General features: G+C 72.2%; 20 protein-coding genes, 1 pseudogene and 1 riboswitch. Of the genes and pseudogenes, 5 read left to right on the forward strand and 16 right to left on the reverse strand.

Features of this window, described 5'->3' with window-relative positions; translation table 11 throughout:
• A pseudogene (locus AB0L34_RS25255) lies at window positions 1-226 on the reverse strand (anthranilate synthase component I family protein); the annotation flags it as partial.
• Between the two features lie 90 nt (window positions 227-316).
• Here AB0L34_RS25255 and AB0L34_RS25260 point away from each other — a divergent pair.
• Window positions 317-517, forward strand: coding sequence for a DUF5999 family protein (locus AB0L34_RS25260; protein WP_357461907.1), 201 nt, complete (start codon window positions 317-319; stop codon window positions 515-517).
• Window positions 518-642: 125 nt separating this feature from the next.
• Here AB0L34_RS25260 and gcvP read toward each other — a convergent pair whose 3' ends face one another.
• A complete protein-coding gene (gene gcvP / locus AB0L34_RS25265; RefSeq protein ID WP_363707148.1) occupies window positions 643-3,465 on the reverse strand; it encodes an aminomethyl-transferring glycine dehydrogenase in 2,823 nt (940 codons plus the stop codon).
• Between the two features lie 74 nt (window positions 3,466-3,539).
• Window positions 3,540-3,639: riboswitch (glycine riboswitch) on the reverse strand.
• A gap of 91 nt (window positions 3,640-3,730) precedes the next feature.
• Here gcvP and AB0L34_RS25270 point away from each other — a divergent pair.
• Window positions 3,731-4,075, forward strand: a complete 345-nt coding sequence (locus tag AB0L34_RS25270) for a nuclear transport factor 2 family protein (protein ID WP_363707150.1) — start codon at window positions 3,731-3,733, stop codon at window positions 4,073-4,075.
• A gap of 17 nt (window positions 4,076-4,092) precedes the next feature.
• Here AB0L34_RS25270 and AB0L34_RS25275 read toward each other — a convergent pair whose 3' ends face one another.
• Entirely contained in the window at window positions 4,093-5,121 is a 1,029-nt protein-coding gene (locus AB0L34_RS25275) for a hypothetical protein (protein ID WP_363707152.1), read from the reverse strand.
• A gap of 194 nt (window positions 5,122-5,315) precedes the next feature.
• Here AB0L34_RS25275 and AB0L34_RS25280 point away from each other — a divergent pair, with 194 nt between their 5' ends.
• Both AB0L34_RS25280 and AB0L34_RS25285 read left to right on the forward strand, forming a co-directional pair.
• Window positions 5,316-6,440 carry a histidine kinase gene (locus tag AB0L34_RS25280; protein WP_363707154.1) on the forward strand — a complete coding sequence of 375 codons (1,125 nt, stop codon included), beginning with the start codon at window positions 5,316-5,318 and terminating at the stop codon, window positions 6,438-6,440.
• Window positions 6,437-7,105 (forward strand): response regulator transcription factor, encoded by a 669-nt coding sequence (locus AB0L34_RS25285; protein ID WP_363707156.1) that lies wholly within the window; start codon window positions 6,437-6,439, stop codon window positions 7,103-7,105. The genes AB0L34_RS25280 and AB0L34_RS25285 overlap by 4 nt, the downstream gene beginning before the upstream one ends.
• A gap of 108 nt (window positions 7,106-7,213) precedes the next feature.
• Here AB0L34_RS25285 and AB0L34_RS25290 read toward each other — a convergent pair whose 3' ends face one another.
• A complete protein-coding gene (locus AB0L34_RS25290; protein ID WP_363707158.1) occupies window positions 7,214-8,101 on the reverse strand; it encodes an NAD-dependent protein deacetylase in 888 nt (295 codons plus the stop codon).
• Between the two features lie 88 nt (window positions 8,102-8,189).
• Here AB0L34_RS25290 and AB0L34_RS25295 point away from each other — a divergent pair, with 88 nt between their 5' ends.
• Entirely contained in the window at window positions 8,190-8,855 is a 666-nt protein-coding gene (locus tag AB0L34_RS25295) for an NAD(P)H-binding protein (protein ID WP_363707160.1), read from the forward strand.
• Window positions 8,856-8,943: 88 nt separating this feature from the next.
• Here AB0L34_RS25295 and AB0L34_RS25300 read toward each other — a convergent pair whose 3' ends face one another.
• The 12 genes from AB0L34_RS25300 to AB0L34_RS25355 form a co-directional block, all read right to left on the reverse strand.
• The gene (locus AB0L34_RS25300) at window positions 8,944-9,573 is read right to left on the reverse strand and encodes a hypothetical protein (RefSeq protein ID WP_363707162.1); all 630 of its coding nucleotides are present in this window, start codon (window positions 9,571-9,573) and stop codon (window positions 8,944-8,946) included.
• Window positions 9,570-10,799: a globin domain-containing protein gene (locus AB0L34_RS25305; RefSeq protein ID WP_363707164.1), complete on the reverse strand. Its 1,230-nt coding sequence runs from the start codon at window positions 10,797-10,799 to the stop codon at window positions 9,570-9,572. The genes AB0L34_RS25300 and AB0L34_RS25305 overlap by 4 nt, the downstream gene beginning before the upstream one ends.
• A 3-nt stretch (window positions 10,800-10,802) precedes the next feature.
• Window positions 10,803-11,957: a nitric oxide synthase oxygenase gene (locus AB0L34_RS25310; protein WP_363707166.1), complete on the reverse strand. Its 1,155-nt coding sequence runs from the start codon at window positions 11,955-11,957 to the stop codon at window positions 10,803-10,805.
• 734 nt (window positions 11,958-12,691) lie between these two features.
• On the reverse strand, window positions 12,692-13,279 hold the full coding sequence (locus AB0L34_RS25315; RefSeq protein ID WP_357697420.1) for a MerR family transcriptional regulator: 588 nt from the start codon (window positions 13,277-13,279) through the stop codon (window positions 12,692-12,694).
• A 186-nt stretch (window positions 13,280-13,465) separates the two neighbouring features.
• Window positions 13,466-13,930 (reverse strand): bifunctional nuclease family protein, encoded by a 465-nt coding sequence (locus tag AB0L34_RS25320; RefSeq protein WP_089014393.1) that lies wholly within the window; start codon window positions 13,928-13,930, stop codon window positions 13,466-13,468.
• A gap of 176 nt (window positions 13,931-14,106) precedes the next feature.
• A complete protein-coding gene (locus AB0L34_RS25325) occupies window positions 14,107-14,808 on the reverse strand; it encodes a MerR family transcriptional regulator (protein ID WP_350712558.1) in 702 nt (233 codons plus the stop codon).
• A gap of 50 nt (window positions 14,809-14,858) precedes the next feature.
• The gene (locus AB0L34_RS25330) at window positions 14,859-15,311 is read right to left on the reverse strand and encodes an FHA domain-containing protein (protein WP_007071101.1); all 453 of its coding nucleotides are present in this window, start codon (window positions 15,309-15,311) and stop codon (window positions 14,859-14,861) included.
• Between the two features lie 215 nt (window positions 15,312-15,526).
• Window positions 15,527-15,907, reverse strand: a complete 381-nt coding sequence (gene gcvH / locus AB0L34_RS25335) for a glycine cleavage system protein GcvH (protein WP_363707168.1) — start codon at window positions 15,905-15,907, stop codon at window positions 15,527-15,529.
• 55 nt (window positions 15,908-15,962) lie between these two features.
• Complete coding sequence (locus AB0L34_RS25340) at window positions 15,963-16,946, reverse strand: DUF881 domain-containing protein (RefSeq protein ID WP_363707170.1); 984 nt, start codon at window positions 16,944-16,946, stop codon at window positions 15,963-15,965.
• A gap of 10 nt (window positions 16,947-16,956) precedes the next feature.
• Complete coding sequence (locus AB0L34_RS25345; RefSeq protein WP_091106953.1) at window positions 16,957-17,289, reverse strand: small basic family protein; 333 nt, start codon at window positions 17,287-17,289, stop codon at window positions 16,957-16,959.
• Complete coding sequence (locus AB0L34_RS25350) at window positions 17,286-18,230, reverse strand: DUF881 domain-containing protein (RefSeq protein WP_357461894.1); 945 nt, start codon at window positions 18,228-18,230, stop codon at window positions 17,286-17,288. The genes AB0L34_RS25345 and AB0L34_RS25350 overlap by 4 nt, the downstream gene beginning before the upstream one ends.
• Window positions 18,227-18,790 (reverse strand): CDP-alcohol phosphatidyltransferase family protein, encoded by a 564-nt coding sequence (locus AB0L34_RS25355; RefSeq protein ID WP_363707173.1) that lies wholly within the window; start codon window positions 18,788-18,790, stop codon window positions 18,227-18,229. Before AB0L34_RS25355 ends, AB0L34_RS25350 begins: the two co-directional genes overlap by 4 nt.
• Window positions 18,791-19,002 lie beyond the last annotated feature (212 nt).

Genomic DNA, 19,002 nt, shown 5'->3' on the forward strand with positions numbered 1-19,002 from the left:
CCAGGTCGTGCAGCGGCAGGCCGTGCGCGGCCAGGAACTCCTGCGCCAGCGCGGCCGGGTCGCCGCCGTCGGCGGGCCGCCACTGCCAGCGGGCCCGCTCGACGAGCGTACGGCGGCAGGCGACCGGCGCCGCCGGCACATCGGCCCCTGCCCGTGAAAGCGTTTCCACGCCGTCCGGCCCATCCTCCCTCATCCGTTCAGTGGATTTCCCGGAAACGACGCGCATACCTGCTCGATGCCGTCCACTTTCGCTTGGTACTGTGCGTCACTGGTCATGTGAACCATGACACAGTGCCCCCACAGTCCGGAGATCCCGATGTGCCAGCACCAACCCACCTGCCCCTCCGCCGAAGCGACCGACCGGGAAGCCGCCCGCGTCCTCGCCTGCTTCCCTGAGCAGGGCTGGAGCCTGCTCTGCAACGGTGTCATCGTCTTCGAGGACACCGGCGAACTACTCCCCGACGGCAGGACCATCGCCCCGCACCGCGGCCCGGCCCGACACGCCCTCGCCGCCTGACCTGTCACTCTCCGTCACGCAGTCTTGTGGCGTCGACCCAGGCTAGTCCCCCGGTCGGGACCGCCGCGGCCCAGGTCGACGCATCCGCCGGGGCGGCACCTCGACCGCCCCGGCGCGCCGCGACCTCAGCTCTCGAACGCTTCCGGTGACGGGCAGGAACACACCAGGTTCCGGTCGCCGTACGCGCCGTCGATGCGCCGCACCGGCGGCCAGTACTTCCCGGCCCGGTCCACCCCGGCCGGGTACGCCCCCACCGACCGCGGGTACGCGTGCGGCCACTCGTCCCCGGCCACCATCGCCGCCGTGTGCGGCGCGTTCGCCAGGGGGTTGTCGCCCGCCGGCCACTCCCCGGCACCCACCTTGTCGATCTCCGCCCGGATGGCGATCATCGCGTCGCAGAACCGGTCCAGCTCGGCCAGGTCCTCGCTCTCGGTCGGCTCCACCATCAGCGTCCCCGCCACCGGGAACGACATCGTCGGCGCGTGGAACCCGTAGTCGATCAGCCGCTTCGCCACGTCGTCGACGCTCACCCCGGTCGCCTTCGTCAGCGGCCGCAGGTCGAGGATGCACTCGTGCGCCACCAGGCCCTTGTTGCCGGCGTACAGCACCGGGAAGTGCCCGCGCAGCCGCGCCGCCACGTAGTTCGCCGCCAGCACCGCCACCCCGGTCGCCCGGGCCAGCCCCGCCGCGCCCATCATCCGCAGGTACGCCCACGGGATCGGCAGGATCCCCGCCGACCCGTACCGCGCCGCCGAGATCGCGGGCCGGCCGTCGACGTGCGCGCCCAGCGGGTCGCCCGGCAGGAACGGCGCCAGGTGCGCCCGCACCGCCACCGGCCCCACCCCCGGACCACCGCCGCCGTGCGGGATGCAGAACGTCTTGTGCAGGTTCAGGTGCGACACGTCCGCCCCGAACCGGCCCGGCTTGGCGAACCCGACCAACGCGTTGAGGTTCGCCCCGTCGACGTACACCTGACCGCCGGCGTCGTGGACCTTCGCGCACAGCGACGCGATGCCCGTCTCGTACACCCCGTGCGTCGACGGGTACGTCACCATGATCGCGGCGAGGGCGTCGCGGTGCTTGTCGATCTTCGCGTCGAGGTCGACCAGGTCGACGTTGCCGCCGTCGTCGCAGCCCACCACGACGACCCGCATCCCGGCCATCACCGCGCTGGCCGCGTTCGTGCCGTGCGCCGACGACGGAATCAGGCACACGTCCCGGTGGCCCTCCCCCCGGCTGCGGTGCCAGGCCCGGATGGCCAGCAGACCCGCCAGCTCACCCTGCGAGCCGGCGTTGGGCTGCACGCTGACCGCGTCGTAGCCGGTCACCTCCGCCAGCCACGCCTCCAGCTGGGCGATCATCTCCCGGTAGCCGGCCGTCTGCGCCTGCGGCGCGAACGGGTGCACGTGCGCGAACTCCGGCCAGCTCACCGGCTCCATCTCGGTGGTGGCGTTGAGCTTCATCGTGCACGACCCGAGCGGGATCATCCCCCGGTCCAGGGCGTAGTCGAAGTCCGACAGGCGCCGCAGGTAACGCAGCATCGCCGTCTCGGAGTGGTGGCTGCGGAACACCGGGTGGGTCAGGAAGTCCGACGTGCGGGCCAGCGCCTCGGGCAGCCGCGAGTCGGTCTCCCCGTGGGCACGCGGCACCCCGAACGCGTCGCACACCGCGTCCAGGTGCGCGTGGGTGGTGGTCTCGTCGCAGGAGATCCCCACCCGGTCCGCGTCGACCAGCCGCAGGTTGATCCCCCGCTCGGCGGCCGCCGCGACGACCTGCGCGGCCCGGCCCGGCACGACCGCGGTGACCGTGTCGAAGAACGCGACGTCGGTGACCTCGACACCGCCGGTGCGCAGCGCGCCCGCCAACCGCGCCGCCCAGGAGTGCGTACGCGCCGCGATCGCGCGCAGCCCGTCCGGGCCGTGGTACACGGCATACATGCCGGCCATCACGGCGAGGAGCACCTGCGCGGTGCAGATGTTGCTGGTCGCCTTCTCCCGCCGGATGTGCTGCTCGCGGGTCTGCAACGCCAGCCGGTACGCCGGGTTGCCGTCCGCGTCGCGGGACACCCCGACCAGCCGGCCGGGCAGCATCCGCTCGAGGCCCGCCCGCACCGCCAGGTAGCCGGCGTGCGGCCCACCGAAGCCCATCGGCACGCCGAACCGCTGGGTGGTGCCGGCGGCGATGTCGGCGCCGATCTCCCCCGGCGGGCGCAGCAGCGTCAGGGCCAGCAGGTCCGCCGCCACGGTGACCAGCGCGCCGGCCGCGTGCGCCGCCTCGACCAGGCCCGCCTGGTCGCGCACCGCCCCGGACGCCCCCGGGTACTGCAGGTGCAGACCGAAGAAGTCCGCCGGCAGTTCCTCGCGCTCGACGTCGAGCACCCGCACGTCGATGCCGAGCGGCTCGGCCCGGCTGGTGATCACCGCGATGGTCTGCGGCAGGGTGTCGGCGTCGACGACGTACACCGGGCTCCTGCTCTTCGACGCGCGGCGGGCGAGAGTCATCGCCTCCGCCGCCGCGGTGCCCTCGTCGAGCATCGACGCGTTCGCGGTGGCCAGCCCCGTCAGGTCCGTGACCATCGTCTGGAAGTTCAGCAGCGCCTCCAGCCGGCCCTGGCTGATCTCCGGCTGGTACGGCGTGTACGCCGTGTACCAGGCCGGGTTCTCCAGCACGTTGCGGCGGATCACCGCCGGGGTGTGCGTGCCGTGGTAGCCCAGGCCGATCATGGACACGGCCACGGTGTTGCGGGCGGCGAGGGCCCGCAACTCGGCCAGCGCGTCGTGCTCGGTGGCCGGCTCCGGCAGGTCCAGGGTGCCGTGCCAGCGGATCACCTCGGGGATCGCCGCGTCCATCAGCTCTTCGATCGAGCCGTAGCCGACGGCCTCCAGCATCCGGCGCTCGTCGGCCGGATCCGGGCCGATGTGGCGGGCGGCGAACTGCTCTGCGGTCATGGGTGGCGCTCCCCTGAGGCGAGGTCGACAGGTCGGCCTCCCCCTCTGTCACGCCCGCACAGCGCTCCACAGTGCCTGCCCACGAGGTCCTTTTGCCTGAGAGGTTCCGGGGAGGATTTGCCCCTTCGGCGCCGCCCGAGGTGCTGTCTGGGCGGTCTCTCCCACGTGGGTGGTACCGGCATGGTCAACGCTACCAGCGCCCGGTCGGCCGATGGATGTCGTACCCCCGCGGCATGATCACGGTGAGCTGTGGAGGTGTGACGTGGTGCCCGAGCCCGCGACCCACCCGGAGGACCTCGGCCGGTTCTTCGTCGCCCGCGCCAACGCCGGCGACGTCGACGGCCTGGTCGCCCTCTACGAGCCCGACGCGGTCCTGGACACCCCCGCCGGCCCGGCCACCGGCACGCAGGCCATCCGCGCCGCGTTCACCCGGCTGCTCGCCGACCGGCCCACCTTCGTCCCCGGCGAGGCGCGACCCACCCTGCGCGCCGGCGACCTGGCGTTGACCTCCACCCGGCTCGACGACGGCAGCGTCACCGTCGAGGTGGCCCGCCGCCAGCCCGACGGCACCTGGCGGTGGGTCATCGACCAGCCCCGCGCCGCCGGCTGACCAGGCAACCACGGTCGTCAGCGGTCGAGGACCGGGTCACCCACAGGAAGTACTGCCGCACGAGACCCGACGGCAGCACCAGGTCGACGTGCGCGCCGGGCTTCCAGGTCGGCCGCGCCGGCCGCCGTGAGGTCCGGTACGACGGCGCCGTCGGCGATCGGCTGGACGGCACCCACCGTCACCGCGGTCTGCGCGGGCTGCCCTCTCGTGTTCTCCCTGCGCCCCCAGCGTGTCCTGCCGCCGGGCTTGAAGACGGACAGGATCGTCGCGGTCCAGAGCAGGGCGAGGAACAGCGCCATGGCGCCGACCAGCAGGATCCCGGTCCGGCCGGGCTCGGCGGCGGAGTCCTTGGTGCGCGCCGCCAGTTCGTCGATCCACGGGCCCTCGAACGTGGCGAGGACCGGAAGGCTGAGCGCGATGATCAACTTGGCCAGGACCCACCGGTGCTTGATCAGCCCCCAGGGCGTGCCGAGCGACACCACCGCGCCGGTGATGATCGCCAGGAAGACGCTCGGGATCGCCAGGACGACGTTGAACGTGTCCATGAGCACGTAGGCGCCATGCCGTACCTCGTGCCGGTCCGTGGTCACCCCCACGACGGACAGGGCGAGCATCCCGAGGGAGACGCCCAACCAGCCCACGCCGATGCCGATGTGCAGCGTCAGCCACACCTTGCGAGACGTCCGCCCGAGCCGCGGGAAGCGCGGTCTCAGCCCGACCGTGATCATCGTCGACAGCAGCATGCCCAGCCACGGCATCTGGTGGGCGAGCAGGAACAGGAACTGCGCGGGGATGAACAGCAGGTGGAAGACGATCAGGAGCCGCCGGGCGCGCGCGGCGGTCGCGGCGCGGCGCAGCGCGAACCAGCTCCCGAAGGAGAGCACCGCGGCAACCGCGTACCCGACCGTCCCGGCGGCCTGGAACAGGGGGTGATGAGCGTCCTGCCGCAGCGCGACCAGGGCACCCGCGACGAGCGCGAAGATCCCGAAGGCGAACTGCAGGTTCGTGGGGCTGAGCCACCGGCCGAGCCGTTCGTGGATGACCATGTGACCAGCGTCGCCAACGGTGCCGTGCCGAGGCGTCGGCCGATCCGGGAAAGTCGATCGATGGATCGGCGGTGTTTCGCCGGCGTGGCGTACAACTTTCTGCTGACGCGCACACCGGTGCCGGCGCCTAACCTGTGAGCACGATGAATACGCGCGACCCGCACCCGGCGACGCCCTGGTACCGCCGCCGCCCCGTGACCGATACGGCAGTGGCGCTCCTCGTCGCGGTGTTCACGGCGACCGGCGAGTTCGGCACCAACGACTTCTTCGGCCCGACGCTCGCCGGACTCGACGACCGCATCCCGCCGCCGTGGCTCGGCGTCCCGCTCGCCGTCGGAGTGGGGCTGCTGACCAGGTGGCGGCGCAGGCTGCCGGTGATCCTGCTGGCGGGATCACTGCTGGCCAACGCTCTCGTGTCGGCCCACGCGGCCGTCGTGGTCGCGTTGTACACGCTGGGTGAGCGCAGCACCGCGTGGCCCAGGGTCGCCGCCGCCACGCTGGCGTCCACCGTCCTGGTGGGCGTGCCGATCTGGCGGCACGCCGGCGCCGACGGCGCGATTCCGATCAGCATGGCGGTGTGTGTCGCGCCGGTGCTCCTGGGCATGTACGTCGGCACCCGGCACGAGCTGGTGCAACGCATCCGGGAACGGACGGAACGCCTCGAACGCGAGCAGCAGCAGCGCATCGCCCGGGCCCGCAGCGACGAACGGGCCCACATCGCCCGTGACATGCACGACGTGGTCACCCACCGGGTCTCGCTGATGGTGCTGCAGGCCACAGCCCTGCAGGTCGCCAACGGCGAGGACGCGGTCACCATCGGACAACAGATCGGAGCGACCGGGCGCGAGGCGCTCGCCGAACTCCGCGCCCTGGTGGCGGTCCTGCGCAACGACGACGACACCCCGCTCACCCCACAGCCGGGTCTGGCCGACCTGGACGTCCTGATCGAGGAGTCCCGGCGCATCGGCATCCCCGTGACTCTCGACGTGGTGAACCCGACCGGGCAGCGGCCCCCGCTGCTCGTGGAACACACGGCCTACCGATTCGTCCAGGAGGCGCTCACCAACGTGCACAGGCACGCGCCGGGAGCACCGACCCGCGTACGCATCCAGCAGACCGCGCACCTGCTGCGACTGTCGGTCCGCAACGGCCGGGGGCGGCCGGTCACGGATGCGTCGCTGCCGGCCGGCGGCCACGGGTTGCTCGGGCTCGCAGAGCGGGTGCGGCTCGTCGGCGGCGAGTTCACCGCGGGCCCCACCTGCGACGGCGGCTTCGAGGTGACCGCCGAGGTGCCGACCTGCCGAAGCGAGCAGCAATGACGACTCCCACCGCCCCGATCAGAACCCTGATCGTCGACGACGAGTGGATGGTGCGTTCGATGCTGCGCACCATCCTGGAGGCGGCACCTGACATCACGGTGACGGGCGAGGCGTCCGACGGAGTCGAGGCCGTCGACGTCGCACAGACGCTGCGGCCCGACGTCGTTCTCATGGACATCCGGATGCCACGAGGCGACGGGCTGACCGCGACCGAGCGGATGGCACGGCTCGACCCGCCGCCACACGTCGTCGTGCTCACCACGTTCGACCTCGACGAGTACGTGCATACCGCACTCCGCAACGGCGCTGTCGGGTTCCTGCTGAAGGACGCGTCGGCCGGCGACCTGCTCGCCGCGGTCCGCAGTGCGGCGCGCGGCGACGCGATGATCTCCCCACGCGTCACCCGCAGACTGCTGCGCACGTTCGCCGGGCCGGCACCGGCCCGGCGCAGCGGCGCCGAGCGGCGGCTCACCGTGCTCACGGACAAGGAACGAGAGGTGTTGGTCGCCGTCGGCGGCGGTCTGTCGAACACCGAGATCGCCGCCACGCTCTACATGAGCGAGGCGACGGCGAAGACCCACGTCAGCCGGATCCTCACGAAGCTGGGCCTCACCAACCGGGTGCAGGCGGCGATCCTCGCCCACCAAGCCGGCCTGCTCGACTGATCCCCGGTCGTCCCACCAGACGCGCTCCCGCACCCATTGCCCGCCGGGCACCGCGACGCCGGGCGCGTAGCCGCAGCGCCCTTCGCCGTCACCGGGAGCACACGCCGGCTACCGCACTGCGGTCAACCCGGTCGGCGCCACGCCCACGCCCCCGTCACCGGCAGCCGGCGCCCCCAGCGTCCGATCGGCCAGCGCCGGCAGCAACCGGCCCAGCGGCGCGTCGAGGGTCAACGCCGCATACCCGTCGCCCCGCGTCGGCCCCTGGTTGACGATCACCACCGGGATGCCCAGCTTCGCCGCCCGCAACACGAACCGGCGACCCGACATCACCGTCAACGACGACCCCAGCACCAGCAGCAGCCGCGCCCGCTGCACCATGTCGAAACAGCGGGCCACCCGCGGCGCCGGCACCGTCTCGCCGAAGAACACCACGTCGGGCTTGAGCACCCCGGCACCGCAGAACGTGCAGTCGACCGTCCGGAACTCCGCCACCTCGTCGTCGGCGAGATCCACGTCACCGTCCGGGTTGACCGCCGAGACCCGCGCGTCGAACCCCGGGTTCGCCTCCCGCAGCCGCCGGTCCAACTCCTCCCGGGACGTCTGGTTGCCGCACCCCAGGCACACCACCTCGTCGAGACGACCGTGCAACTCCACCACCCGCGGGCTGCCCGCCGCCGTGTGCAACCCGTCGACGTTCTGCGTGATCACCCCGTCGACCAGCCCGCCACGCTGCAACCGGGCCACCGCCCGGTGCCCGTCGTTCGGGGCCGCCCGCGCGATCACCCGCCACCCCAGGTGGCTGCGCGCCCAGTAACGACGCCGCGCCTGCGCGTCGCGGGTGAACACCTGATAGGTCATCGGGGTGTGCCGACGGGCCGCCCCGCTGGGCCCCCGGTAGTCCGGGATGCCCGACTCGGTCGACAGGCCCGCCCCGCTCAACACCACGACACCACCGCCCGCCACCAGGCCGGCCAGCGCGTCGATCGTCTCCGTCACCCGTCCATGCTGCCTCAGCGACCCGCGCCCCGGCGAACACCCCGCGACCCCGCCGCGGCGTGCCGGAACGGCGACTAGGTTGGCAGATATGCGCGTCGTCATCGCCGGAGGCCACGGCAAGATCGCCAAACTGACCCACCGGGAACTCGCCGGGCGCGGCGACACCGCCGTCGGCCTGATCCGCAACCCCGACCACGCCGCCGCGCTGACCGCCGCCGGCGCCCACCCCGTCGTCGCCGACCTCGAACACGTCGGCGTCGAGGACCTCGCCGGCCACCTCGCCGGCGCCGACGCGGTGGTCTTCGCCGCCGGCGCCGGCCCCGGCAGCGGCGCCGCCCGCAAGGACACCGTCGACCGGGCCGCCGCCGTGCTGCTCGCCGACGCTGCCGAACGCGCCGGCGTCCGCCGCTACCTGCTGGTCTCCTCGATGGGCGTGGACGGCGAGCCGCCCGCCGGCACCGACGAGGTGTTCGCGGCGTACCTGCGGGCGAAGAAAGCCGCCGAGGACGACGTGACCGGCCGCGACCTCGACTGGGACTGGACCGTGCTGCGGCCCGGCCGGCTCACCGACGACCCACCCAGCGGACGGATCACCCTGGCCCGGCACGTGCCCCCGGGCGCGGTCACCCGCGCCGACGTCGCCCGCGTGCTGCTCGCCCTGCTCTACGAGCCCCGCACCGCCGGGCAGATCCTGGAGCTGGTCGGCGGGGAAACCCCGATCGCCGACGCCGTCGCCTCCGTCCCCGCCGGCTGACCGGCCGCAAGGTCCCCGCCGACGCCGCCCGAATCGGGCGGCGTCCACCACGCCTCGTCCGGCACCCGCCGGCGCGGCGTCCCACGGGTCAGCCGTCGAGCACCGCCCGCAGCCGCGCACTGGCCGCCCCGGCGGCGTAGGCGTCGGCCCGCAACTGCTCCGACTGCGCCGACAGGTGCTCCTGCCACTGGCTCAGCTGCTGCTGCGCCGTCGACACCGCCGCCACCAGCGCCGCGTGCCGGCCCTCCAGCTCCCGCACCTGCCGCCGCAGATCCTCACCCCGAGGCTCCCCCTGAGGGGAAAGAGACCCCGCCCGGCGGTGCGCCTCGGCGAGGATCTCGTCGGCCTGTCGCCGGGCGTCGGCGATGATCTCCGCGCCCTCCGTGCTGGCCTCGCTGATCGTCCGGTTCGCCTCGTCCTGCGCCCGTACCGCCAACTCGACCACCAGCGGATCCGGACCCTGCGGGGCGGTGCTGGGCAGCGCGCCGTGACGCAGCATCTCCACCTGCCGCACCAGCCCGTCGTTCTCCCGCCGCAGCCGATCCACCTCACCGTCGAGCAACGCCATCCGCTCGTCGACCGACCGGGCCAGGCCGGCGACCTCGTCGGCGGACAGCCACTGGCTGCCCCGGAAACGGCGGGCCTCCAGCGCGCCCAACGCCCGGGTCAGCTCCCCGGTCGGGGCGGCGGAGACCCGATCGCCACTATCGATGCTCATCGGACACCTGTCCAACTGAAGTCCCGCGGCGCGGCGGCCGCCGCACTCGCGAGAGGTGGATAAAGAGACTGGTCGTAACTCTCGACCAGGATCCTCTCCGGCGGCACACCGGACACCGTCAGGGCGGTGATCGTCTCCCGGGTCATCTCCGGACTGCCGCAGACCAGCACCTCGGTGTCCCGCCACGGACCCAACCGCACCGCGGTCTGACCGGCCGTACCCACCTCACCCTGCCACTGCCAGCCGCTCTCCACCGTCGGCACGTACCGCAACCAGCCGCCGCCCGCACCGGAGCGCCACGCCCCCGCCGGCGGCGTCGCCGCCAACTCCCGCAACGCCCGGTCGTCGTACAGGTCGTCGGGAGTCTTACCGCCCACCACCAGCGTCGTCGCACGCCCCGGCCCCTGCTGCAACGCCTCCGCCACCGCCCGCAACGGCGCCAACCCGGTGCCGCCCGCCACCAGCAGCAACGGCAACTGCGACCGGTCGTACGACGACAACGCCGCCCCCACCGGCAACCCCAACAACAACTGGTCGCCCTCGCGCAGCTTCCGCACCAGATGCGTGGAGAAGCGACCCGCCGCCCGGACATGGAACTCGATCGTCCCGTCGGCGCGCGGCGCGTTCGCCGGCGACAGGTACCGCCACATGCGCAACTGCGGCACCTGCACCGGCAGCGACTGCCCCGGCAGGTATTCGCACAGGTAGTTCGGGCGGACCGTGAACACGCACACGTCGGCGCGGCGCCGCTGCACCCACTGCACCTCCGCCTCCCAGTACGGCGGCGACGTCCGCTCCGCCTCCGCCGCCCCCGTCAGCATCAACCGCGCCACCAGCTCGTACGCCGCGGCCCACTCCGCGCGCAGGGCCGGCGTCCACCGTGGCCCGAGGAAGCGTTCCAGCGTCGCCAGCAACGCCTGCCCGACCCAGATGTAGTGCCACTCCGCCAACGGCACCGGCCGACCCTGCTGGTCCTCGCCGCGGAACCGCCGGTGGTCGGCCCCCAACCGCTGCGCGAACGCCGTCAGCTCCCGCTCGTCGTCGACGTGGGTGATGATGTGCCCCAAGGCCGAGAGCAACTTGTCCTGCTGGTACTGCATGTTCGTCGGGAACATCGTGCGGGCCTCGGGCGCGATCACGAACAACGTGGCGTAGAAGTACTTCGCCGCCTCCGGACCGGCCACGCAGAACTGCGCCCAACTCTGGCGTAACGCCGCGACGTCCATGCCTCAGCCCTCCTGCCGGCGGGCGGCGTCGTGACGCTCCCGCAGGGTCAGCCCCACCACGCCCGACGTCCCGTACGCGCGGTCGCCCTGCCACAGGTTCGGATCCGGCACCCGGGTGTCGTAGTAGCGGTGGTGCACCGCGTGCAACGCCGCCCACCCCACACTGCCGTTGAGCCACGACCAGTCACCGTGCACCGGCCGGCCCGCCCGCTCCTCCTGCGCGCAGAACTTCATGAACAGCTCCGACTCGGTGTGCGGATCGGACACCCGCACACCCGCCGCCCGAAACGAGTGCAACACCGCCTGGTTGATCACCAACACGGCGTGCTCCCGCCACAGGGTGTCCTCCCGCGAGGTGTCCAACCCCAACCCCCGCGCCACCGGCAGCAACTGGTCATACCGGTCCCGGTCACCCATGTTCCGGGTGCCGATCTCGTCACTGAGGTAGTGCCCGTTGAACGGGGCACAGCTGTAGTCCACCCCACCGACCCGCAGGCGCATGTTGCTGATCACCGGCAGGGCGTGCCAGCGCAGCCTCAACTCCTCGAACCACGGGTACGCCGGATGCGTCAGGGCAACCTCGCGGACGAGGTCCCGCGGCACCTCCACCAGCGTCGGATCCTCGTACGCCGTCTCGATCACCCACGGCAGCAGGTCGAACCGTCCCGGCACCGCCGGCGGACGCCAGCCCAGACGCCGCGCCGCGTCCGTCATCGCCACCTGCGCCGGATCACCCAGCACCGACCCGTCGTCCATCCGATGACCGCAGTAGCGGATCAACTGGTCGTTCCAGATCCGCGCCCGCGGACCCACCCCGGGCCGGTCCGGCGCGAACACCGTCATCACCGACTGGATCCGCCCACCGTTGTCAGCCACCGAAAGGTGCTGCGCCAACTCCTGCGCGATCCCCGCCACCGTCGTCACGTCCCGCCGGTCCCGGACCCTCAACCCGGCCCACCGGACCCGCCCCACACAGCGCACCGACTGCCGCCACGCCACCTTCGCCCCGTACGCCAGCTCCTCGGAGGTGTGCCGGTACGTGCCGGTCAGCGCGATCTCCTCCCGCACCTCCGCGATCCGCGCGGCCACGTCCGGCAGCCGCCGCTCCGCGTGGTAGAGACGCAGGAACTCGACGGCCTCCGCCGCCACATCCTCCATCGCAGGCGCCTGCGGCCGGGGAGCATGCGCCACCGGGCAGCCCGACCCCTCGCCGTCCACGACACGCCCGCCGGCATCCACCAACACGGCGGCGGCATGATAGTCAGTCTGCACTTTGTTCAAATCCGATCGTCGGGCAGGCGCGGTCGTCGCCTTCTGCGTCGTCCCCCGGCACGGTTCACCGACCCGCCACCGCGCATGTCACGGACAGTGACATGCGCGCGGCAAGCCGCGCGCCGCACATAGGATTCCCGGCCACGCAAAGACTGTCAACAGCCCGACTCACGTCGAAAACGTCCACAATCGACGTTTGCCCCCGCAAGCACGCCACTCTGGACATCCCATGCGTACGCTTGCCTTGCTTCGCCCGGCGGGCGTTGGCACGCGCTGTGCCTCCCCTGGCGGGGGTGGGGGTGTGGCCCGCCGCGCCCGGCTCCGGGCGGTCAGGCTTGATCCCTGCGCCGGGCACGGCGGGCCACACCCCGTCGGTGGTCGCGCGTCGCCCGTGCCTGGATGTCGGTGGTGCGATTACGGCTGTCGCAGGCGTCCGCACAGCGTCGGTGTGGGGTCGGCTGCGGGGTGACGACCCGTCGACCCGCTGTCGGCAGGACCGGTGGGTTGGTTGACGTGGGCGCTGTCGAGCTGCCCCACCTGTGGGGCGACCCGTCACCGCAGGGAGTGAGCACGTCGCCACCCCGGGCCTGGGGTCGGCGGCACGCGCCCCGACGCCGCGCTCAGCCCGCCCGACGCCGCGCCCGGCGCGCCGCCAACTCGTCACCCACCGGATCCCCCGCCGGCGCCGACGGCGGCACCGACGTCGCGGGCTCCGCCGGCAGATGCGACAGCGAACCCTGGATCTCCTTGAACGCCCCGCCGATCGCGATGCCGAACACCCCCTGGCCGCCCTGCAACAGGTCGACCACCTCCTCCGGCGACCGGCACTCGTACACGGTCGTCCCGTCGGAGATCAACGTGATGCCCGCCAGATCCGCCACCCCACGGGACCGCAGCGCCTCGATCGCCTTCCGGATGTTCTGCAACGACACCCCGGCGTCCAGCAGCCGCTTCACCACCTTCAGGACCACCAGGTCCCGGAACGAATACAACCGCTGCGTGCCCGAACCCGACGCGTCCCGCACGCTCGGCACCACCAACCCGGTGCGCGCCCAGTAATCCAACTGGCGGTAGCTGATCCCCACCGCATGGCAGGCCGTCACACCTCGATAGCCAACGGTGTCGTCACCCTCAGTCGCCAACCCTGGCGACGTCACACCCGGCTCGTCCAGCTCCGTACCCGGATCGGGATCTCGCGGCTCGTGCATCCGGACAACCTCCCCGCCAGTGCGGTGACACGTCGTTTCCGGGACGTGCACCCCTCGACACGGCAACCCTATAGCCGCCTTCAGAGATTGCCCCGGAGGAACCGACGCGACACGCCGCGCCACGACAACGAAGATCACCCACCGTACCGAAACGTCACCGAACGTGACGCCGGGAAGACGCGGGACTCAGCCGGCGAAGTCCTCCGGACGCACCTGCTCCAGGAACTCGCGGAACTTCTCCACCTCGTCCTCCTGCTCGTCGGGAATCACGATCCCCGCCTCGCTGAGGACCTCCTCCGCACAACGAATCGGCGCACCGACCCGCAACGCCAACGCGATGGAATCACTCGGCCGGGCCGACACCCGCACCCCGTCACCAATCAACAGATCGGCGTAGAAGACGTTCTCCTTCAGCTCGGTGATCTCCACCGCCCGCAACGGCGCCTTCAACGCCGCCAACACGTCCCGCAGAAGATCGTGGGTCAGCGGCCGGGCCGGCTTGACCCCCTGCTGCTCGTAAGCAATCGCCGTCGCCTCGACCGCGCCGATCCAGATCGGCAGATAGCGGTCCCCCTCGACCTCCCTGAGCAGGACGATCGGCTGGTTGCTGGGCAGCTCCACCCGAACTCCGACCACGCTCAGCTCGCGCACCGCCGCCTCCGTGTCGTTGTCACCTACGCCGCACCGTGCCCTTCCCTGCACGGTACACGGACCGCGACACGGCCGTCCCATGCGCTACCCGCACCACGCCCGCGCCAGAAAGGGGTTACCCCGGCAAGCCTACGACACGCTTCCCGGGGCAGATCTTTCCCCACAACCCCGCCGGATCACCGACCCAACGTCGACCGCAACCCCACCCGCACCAACGCCGCGTGCAACTGCTGCGACAACGCCACCAACTCCCGCGCCGTCTCCGCCGCCCGCGCCCGCGCCGCCGGATCACTCTGCCGCGCCAACGGCGCCACCAACTGCGCGAACAAACCGACCTCCCGGTCCGCCGCCGTCCGGTAACCCCGCAGATGCCGCGGCTCCAACCCGTACGCCGCCAGACCCGCCACCGCCCGCGCGATGATCAACGCATCGTCGTCGTACCAACCCGGCGGATCCGACACCACCACACCGAGCCGCTCCAACTCACCCAGCGTCGACTCGTCGATCCCACTACGCGCCACCAGATCCGCCCGGCCGAGCCGCACCTGCGGCGACCCGGCCGGCTCCTCCGACACCCGCCCCGGCACCTCGCCACCCGGGCCCACCGCCACCAACGTCGGCCGCTGCCGACCCGGCGACTCCCCGGACGCGTCCCACTGCGCCAACTGATCACGGATCACCCGCAGAGGCAGATACTGGTCCCGCTGCGCGGTCAGCACGAACCGCAACCGCGCCACATCGTCCCAGCTGTACTTCCGGTAACCCGCCGCCGTCCGCTGCGGCTCCACCAGGCCCTCGGCCTCGAGAAACCGCAACTTCGAAATCGTCACGTCCGGAAAATCCACCCGCAGCTGGCCCAGCACCTCACCGATGCTCATCAACGGTCGGGCACGGGCCGCCCCGGGCGGCGTGGAGGCCGCAGGCTCGTTCACCCCCGGCCGGCCTCCTCCTCCGGGCGCGGACCGGCGATGAACACCACCCGGAACTTACCGATCTGCACCTCGTCACCGTTGCTCAACGTGGCCGCCTCGACCCGCTCCCGGTTCACGTACGTGCCGTTCAGGCTTCCCACATCCCGCACAGTGAACGTCCCACCGTCACGGTGAAACTCGGCGTGCCGCCGCGACACCGTCACGTCGTCCAGGAAAATGTCACTGTCCGGATGCCGGCCACTCGTCGTCACATCGTGATCCAAGAGGAACCGGGCACCCGCGTTCGGACCCCGGCGAACCACCAGCAGCGCCATCCCCGGCGGCAACGAACCGGACATCCGGCTCGGCACCACATCGGTATCCGGCCCCTCCAGCACTTCGTCGAGCGAACCGAGATTGAGCGTCGAAGTGACGTCGAGCGGGGGGAACTCGTCGTCTGGGCGCGTCATGGGACCACCTCACGGATCTGTTCGGTCGGCGTCGGGAAATGGCGGGTCTGGCCGCCGGGCACTCCAACACCCGGCGGCTGGCTCCCCGTGCCCGGAAAGGCAATTCCGCAACGCTCAACTATTGGGTTCTCGGTCGACTTGGCGAGCCTAGCCAGCGCCGAAATGCAGGGCAACCGGACGCGCGGACACAGCCACCACGCCCGGAGGGGACGCACTCAGCTCTCGGTGAGCTCACGATACGCGTCCGCGGACAGCAGCCCTTCGACCGCCGCCGGATCGTCCGGGGTGATCTCCACCAACCAACCCGCACCGTACGGGTCAGTATTGATCACCTCAGGGGTGTCGCCGAGCGCCTCGTTGCGCGCCGCCACCGTACCGCCGAGCGGGGCGTAGATCTCCGACACACTCTTCGTCGACTCGATCTCACCCAACGACTCGCCCGCCGCCACCACCGCACCGACATCGGGCAGCTGGACATACACGATGTCGCCCAGGGCGTCCTGCGCGAAGTGGGTGATGCCGACCCGCACCGGGCCGCCACCGTCACCCGCCACCCACTCGTGCTCGGCGGAATACCGCAGATCCTCAGGAATCACCAGACGCGTCCTTCACCATCGACGCACCGGACACCACCGGTGCGAGCCGCGCCGGTCAGGAGACCGGACGGGCGTGTTCCAGCTTGATCGGCGCGTGCAGCGCCGAAACCTCGGCAGCCTCACGATCCTCAACGATCAACTTACCGCCGTCGCCCGTCACCGACGCCACCACCCCGCCAGGAATGTTCAACGCCGTACGCATCGTCGCCGGATCACCGATCACCGTGATCGTGAACGGACCCGTCAACCGACGCCCGTCCACCACCAACGACCCGCTCTCCCCGTCCAGGAAGTACGTCGACGCGATGATCCGCACCGTCGCCCGGTCACCGCCGGAAATCTGCATCGCCTCCGCGCCGGCACCCCGCAACTCCTGCACCGCGTCCAACACCCGCGACGCCGAGATCGGCTTCTCACCCGCCTCGAACCGCACCGCCAACCCCGGACCCGTCGCCGGCAACGTCCCCGCCAGGATGCCCAACTCGTCGGCCCGCCGCGACGCTTCGTCCAACGCCGCCTGCCGCCCCTGCTCACCCGAACGCAACTGCCGCTGACTCTCCTCCAGCGCCGCGATGTCCTGCCGCAGCCGGACCTCCCGCGAATTCAGGTCGTACAGGATCCGGACCAGGTCCTCCTGCCGCGTCGCCGCCACCGTCGGATCCGTCGACGTCGTCTTCAACTGCACCACCAGCGTGAACCCCAACAACGCCAGCAGCACCGCGATCATCACCCCGGCCGAACTCACCCGCCGCCGCGGCAACCCCGCGCCCACCGACGACCCCGCCGCCGCCGACGCCTCCGGCGACGACCCGCCCGACCCCTCACCGGCAGCCCGACCCAGGTCCACCGTCGCGCCCTCGTCGAACCGGTCCGGCTCCGCCACGGGCGGCTCCGCCCGCTCCGGCGCCAACGGGCTCAACTCGTCCGGATCCGGCGCGTCAGGACGCGGATCCGGCTCCCCCGCCGGACCCGACGGCCGCCCCGGCCCCGCCGGCTGCGGCCAACCCGTGCCCGTCTCCGTGTGCTCATCGCTGCTCATCGCCACAAACCTACGCCCGGAACAGGTGCCGGCGGATCGCCGCCACGTTCCCGAAGATCCGCACCCCGAGCACGACCACCACACCCGTGGACAACTGGCCACCCACCCCGAGCTGGTCACCCAGGTACACGATCAGACCCGCCACCAGCACGTTGGAGATGAACGACACCACGAACTGCTTGTCGTCGAAGATCCGGTCGAGCTTCGCCCGCACCCCACCGAACACCGCGTCCAACGCCGCCACCACCGCGATCGGCAGATACGGCTGCAACCCCGCCGGAACCGTGGGGTCGAGCCAGACCCCGAGGACCACACCGGCGAGCAACGCCAGCACCGCGATCATCGACCACCTCCGGAGGGGCTGGGAGACGTCCTCGAACCGGACGGCTGAGAACTGGCGGAACGGTCCGCCCCCGACGGCGACGGACTCGCGCTCGCCGGAGGCTCCGCGTAGCGTAGCCGCGGCTCCGGAGCGGCCGGCAGGGTGAGGTCCTCCGCCTCCCGCACCGCGAACGACAACCCGGTGTCCTCCGCCACCTTCCGCATCGTCAACGCGCTGCGACTGTCCTCGTACCGGTCCCGCATCGACCCCGGCCCGATCGCCGACACCTCGTACGGCCCCGTCACCGGCCGGAAGTCCACCAGGATCGCCTGCCCCGCCGACCGGATCGTCGACGTCGCCGTCAACCGCTGCCCGTTGATCGAGATCGCCTCCGCGCCGGCGGCCCACAGGTCGTTGGCGACCCCCTGCAGATCGCTGTAGATCACCCGGGACGGACCGACGTCCGCGCCCGTCACCGCGTCCGGATTCTGCGGCGCGTCCGCCAGCCGCACCACCACGCCGTCACCCCGCACCCGCCCCAGGCCCGTGCCCGCCTCCAGGGTGCGCAGCCGCGCCGCCTCCGAGCCGCCCAGCGCCGCGGCCCGCTGCCGCGTCACCTCCGCCCGCAACTGGTCCGCCCGCTCCGACAACCGGTCGGTCTCGCTCTCCCGCTGCTTGATCTGCGCCACCAGGCCGGAGCGGGCCTGGCTGCGCCCCGGCTCGGCCTCCAACGTCTGCCGGTACGCGACCGCGAACAGGAACCCCAGCACCACCGCCAGGACCAGGCTCACCGACCGCGCCGACCAGTGCCGCCACCCCGCCGGCGGGGCCTGCCGCTCCCGGCGCCGGGCCGCCGCGTCGGCGTACCCCGGATCCAGCGGATTGCGGAACAACTCGGTGAGGAAGTCCGGGGCGTACACCCGGTCGGACCGTCCCCGGCCCTCGCCCGGCGGCGTCGTCATGCCGACGCTCCCTCGGCGCGCACGGCCCTGACCAGCCGGCCCGCCTGCACCACGTACATCGCGCCGGCCACCCAGTAGAGCACCAGGCCCCACCAGGCCAGCCCCCAACCGATCGGCCCGGCCACCGCCTCGGCGCCGGGAACCGCCGCGGCGAGCAGCAGGACCGGGAAGGCGGCCAGCAACAGGAACGTCGCGGTCTTGCCGACGTAGTGCACCGGCGGCGGGCCGTACCCGTACCGCCGCAACACCGCCAACGACCCCAACAGGAGCAGCTCCCGGGCCAGCAGCGCCGCGGTGAACTGCCAGGGCACCACACCCCGGGCGGTGAACCCGACCAGGGTGGCGAGGATGTAGAGGCGGTCGACGGCCGGGTCGAGCAACTCCCCCAGCCGGCTGACCTGGCGCATCCGGCGCGCGACCCACCCGTCCACCCAGTCCGTCGTGCCGCCGACGGCCAGCACCACGATCGCGGCCACGTCGGCGTGCGCGACGAGCAGGAGGTAGAGGAAGAGCGGGACGCCCAGCAGCCGGACGAAGCTGATCAGGTTCGGCAGCGTCAGGACGCGATCGCCCGCTGCCGGTGCGCTCGTGCCGGCGCTGGCCTCCGCGTGTTCCGAGCGAGCCGGCCGACGCGACACCGAACCTCCTCCGCCACACGCTCCGACCGCCCGGCCGAGGACGGGCACGCGAAGTTCCGTGCGCGCTGTCGGGCCGGCTGACGCCGGCACCCCTGCGATCCCCGTACGGGACCGCCGCCTGACTCGGCCCGCCG

Source organism: Micromonospora sp. NPDC052213 (assembly GCF_040679695.1).
Taxonomy (GTDB): domain Bacteria; phylum Actinomycetota; class Actinomycetes; order Mycobacteriales; family Micromonosporaceae; genus Micromonospora.

Excerpts from the sequence above, each read along its gene's own strand:
- AB0L34_RS25325 (WP_350712558.1), bottom strand. The coding sequence starts at position 14,808 with ATGAGCATCGGTGAGGTGCTGGGCCAGCTGCGGGTGGATTTTCCGGAC.
- gcvP (WP_363707148.1), bottom strand. The coding sequence starts at position 3,465 with ATGACCGCAGAGCAGTTCGCCGCCCGCCACATCGGCCCGGATCCGGCC.
- AB0L34_RS25285 (WP_363707156.1), top strand. The coding sequence starts at position 6,437 with ATGACGACTCCCACCGCCCCGATCAGAACCCTGATCGTCGACGACGAG.
- AB0L34_RS25300 (WP_363707162.1), bottom strand. The coding sequence starts at position 9,573 with ATGAGCATCGATAGTGGCGATCGGGTCTCCGCCGCCCCGACCGGGGAG.
- AB0L34_RS25330 (WP_007071101.1), bottom strand. The coding sequence starts at position 15,311 with ATGACGCGCCCAGACGACGAGTTCCCCCCGCTCGACGTCACTTCGACG.
- AB0L34_RS25260 (WP_357461907.1), top strand. The coding sequence starts at position 317 with ATGTGCCAGCACCAACCCACCTGCCCCTCCGCCGAAGCGACCGACCGG.
- AB0L34_RS25310 (WP_363707166.1), bottom strand. The coding sequence starts at position 11,957 with ATGGAGGATGTGGCGGCGGAGGCCGTCGAGTTCCTGCGTCTCTACCAC.
- AB0L34_RS25340 (WP_363707170.1), bottom strand. The coding sequence starts at position 16,946 with ATGAGCAGCGATGAGCACACGGAGACGGGCACGGGTTGGCCGCAGCCG.
- AB0L34_RS25295 (WP_363707160.1), top strand. The coding sequence starts at position 8,190 with ATGCGCGTCGTCATCGCCGGAGGCCACGGCAAGATCGCCAAACTGACC.
- AB0L34_RS25275 (WP_363707152.1), bottom strand. The coding sequence starts at position 5,121 with ATGGTCATCCACGAACGGCTCGGCCGGTGGCTCAGCCCCACGAACCTG.
- AB0L34_RS25345 (WP_091106953.1), bottom strand. The coding sequence starts at position 17,289 with ATGATCGCGGTGCTGGCGTTGCTCGCCGGTGTGGTCCTCGGGGTCTGG.
- AB0L34_RS25350 (WP_357461894.1), bottom strand. The coding sequence starts at position 18,230 with ATGACGACGCCGCCGGGCGAGGGCCGGGGACGGTCCGACCGGGTGTAC.
- AB0L34_RS25305 (WP_363707164.1), bottom strand. The coding sequence starts at position 10,799 with ATGGACGTCGCGGCGTTACGCCAGAGTTGGGCGCAGTTCTGCGTGGCC.
- AB0L34_RS25315 (WP_357697420.1), bottom strand. The coding sequence starts at position 13,279 with ATGCACGAGCCGCGAGATCCCGATCCGGGTACGGAGCTGGACGAGCCG.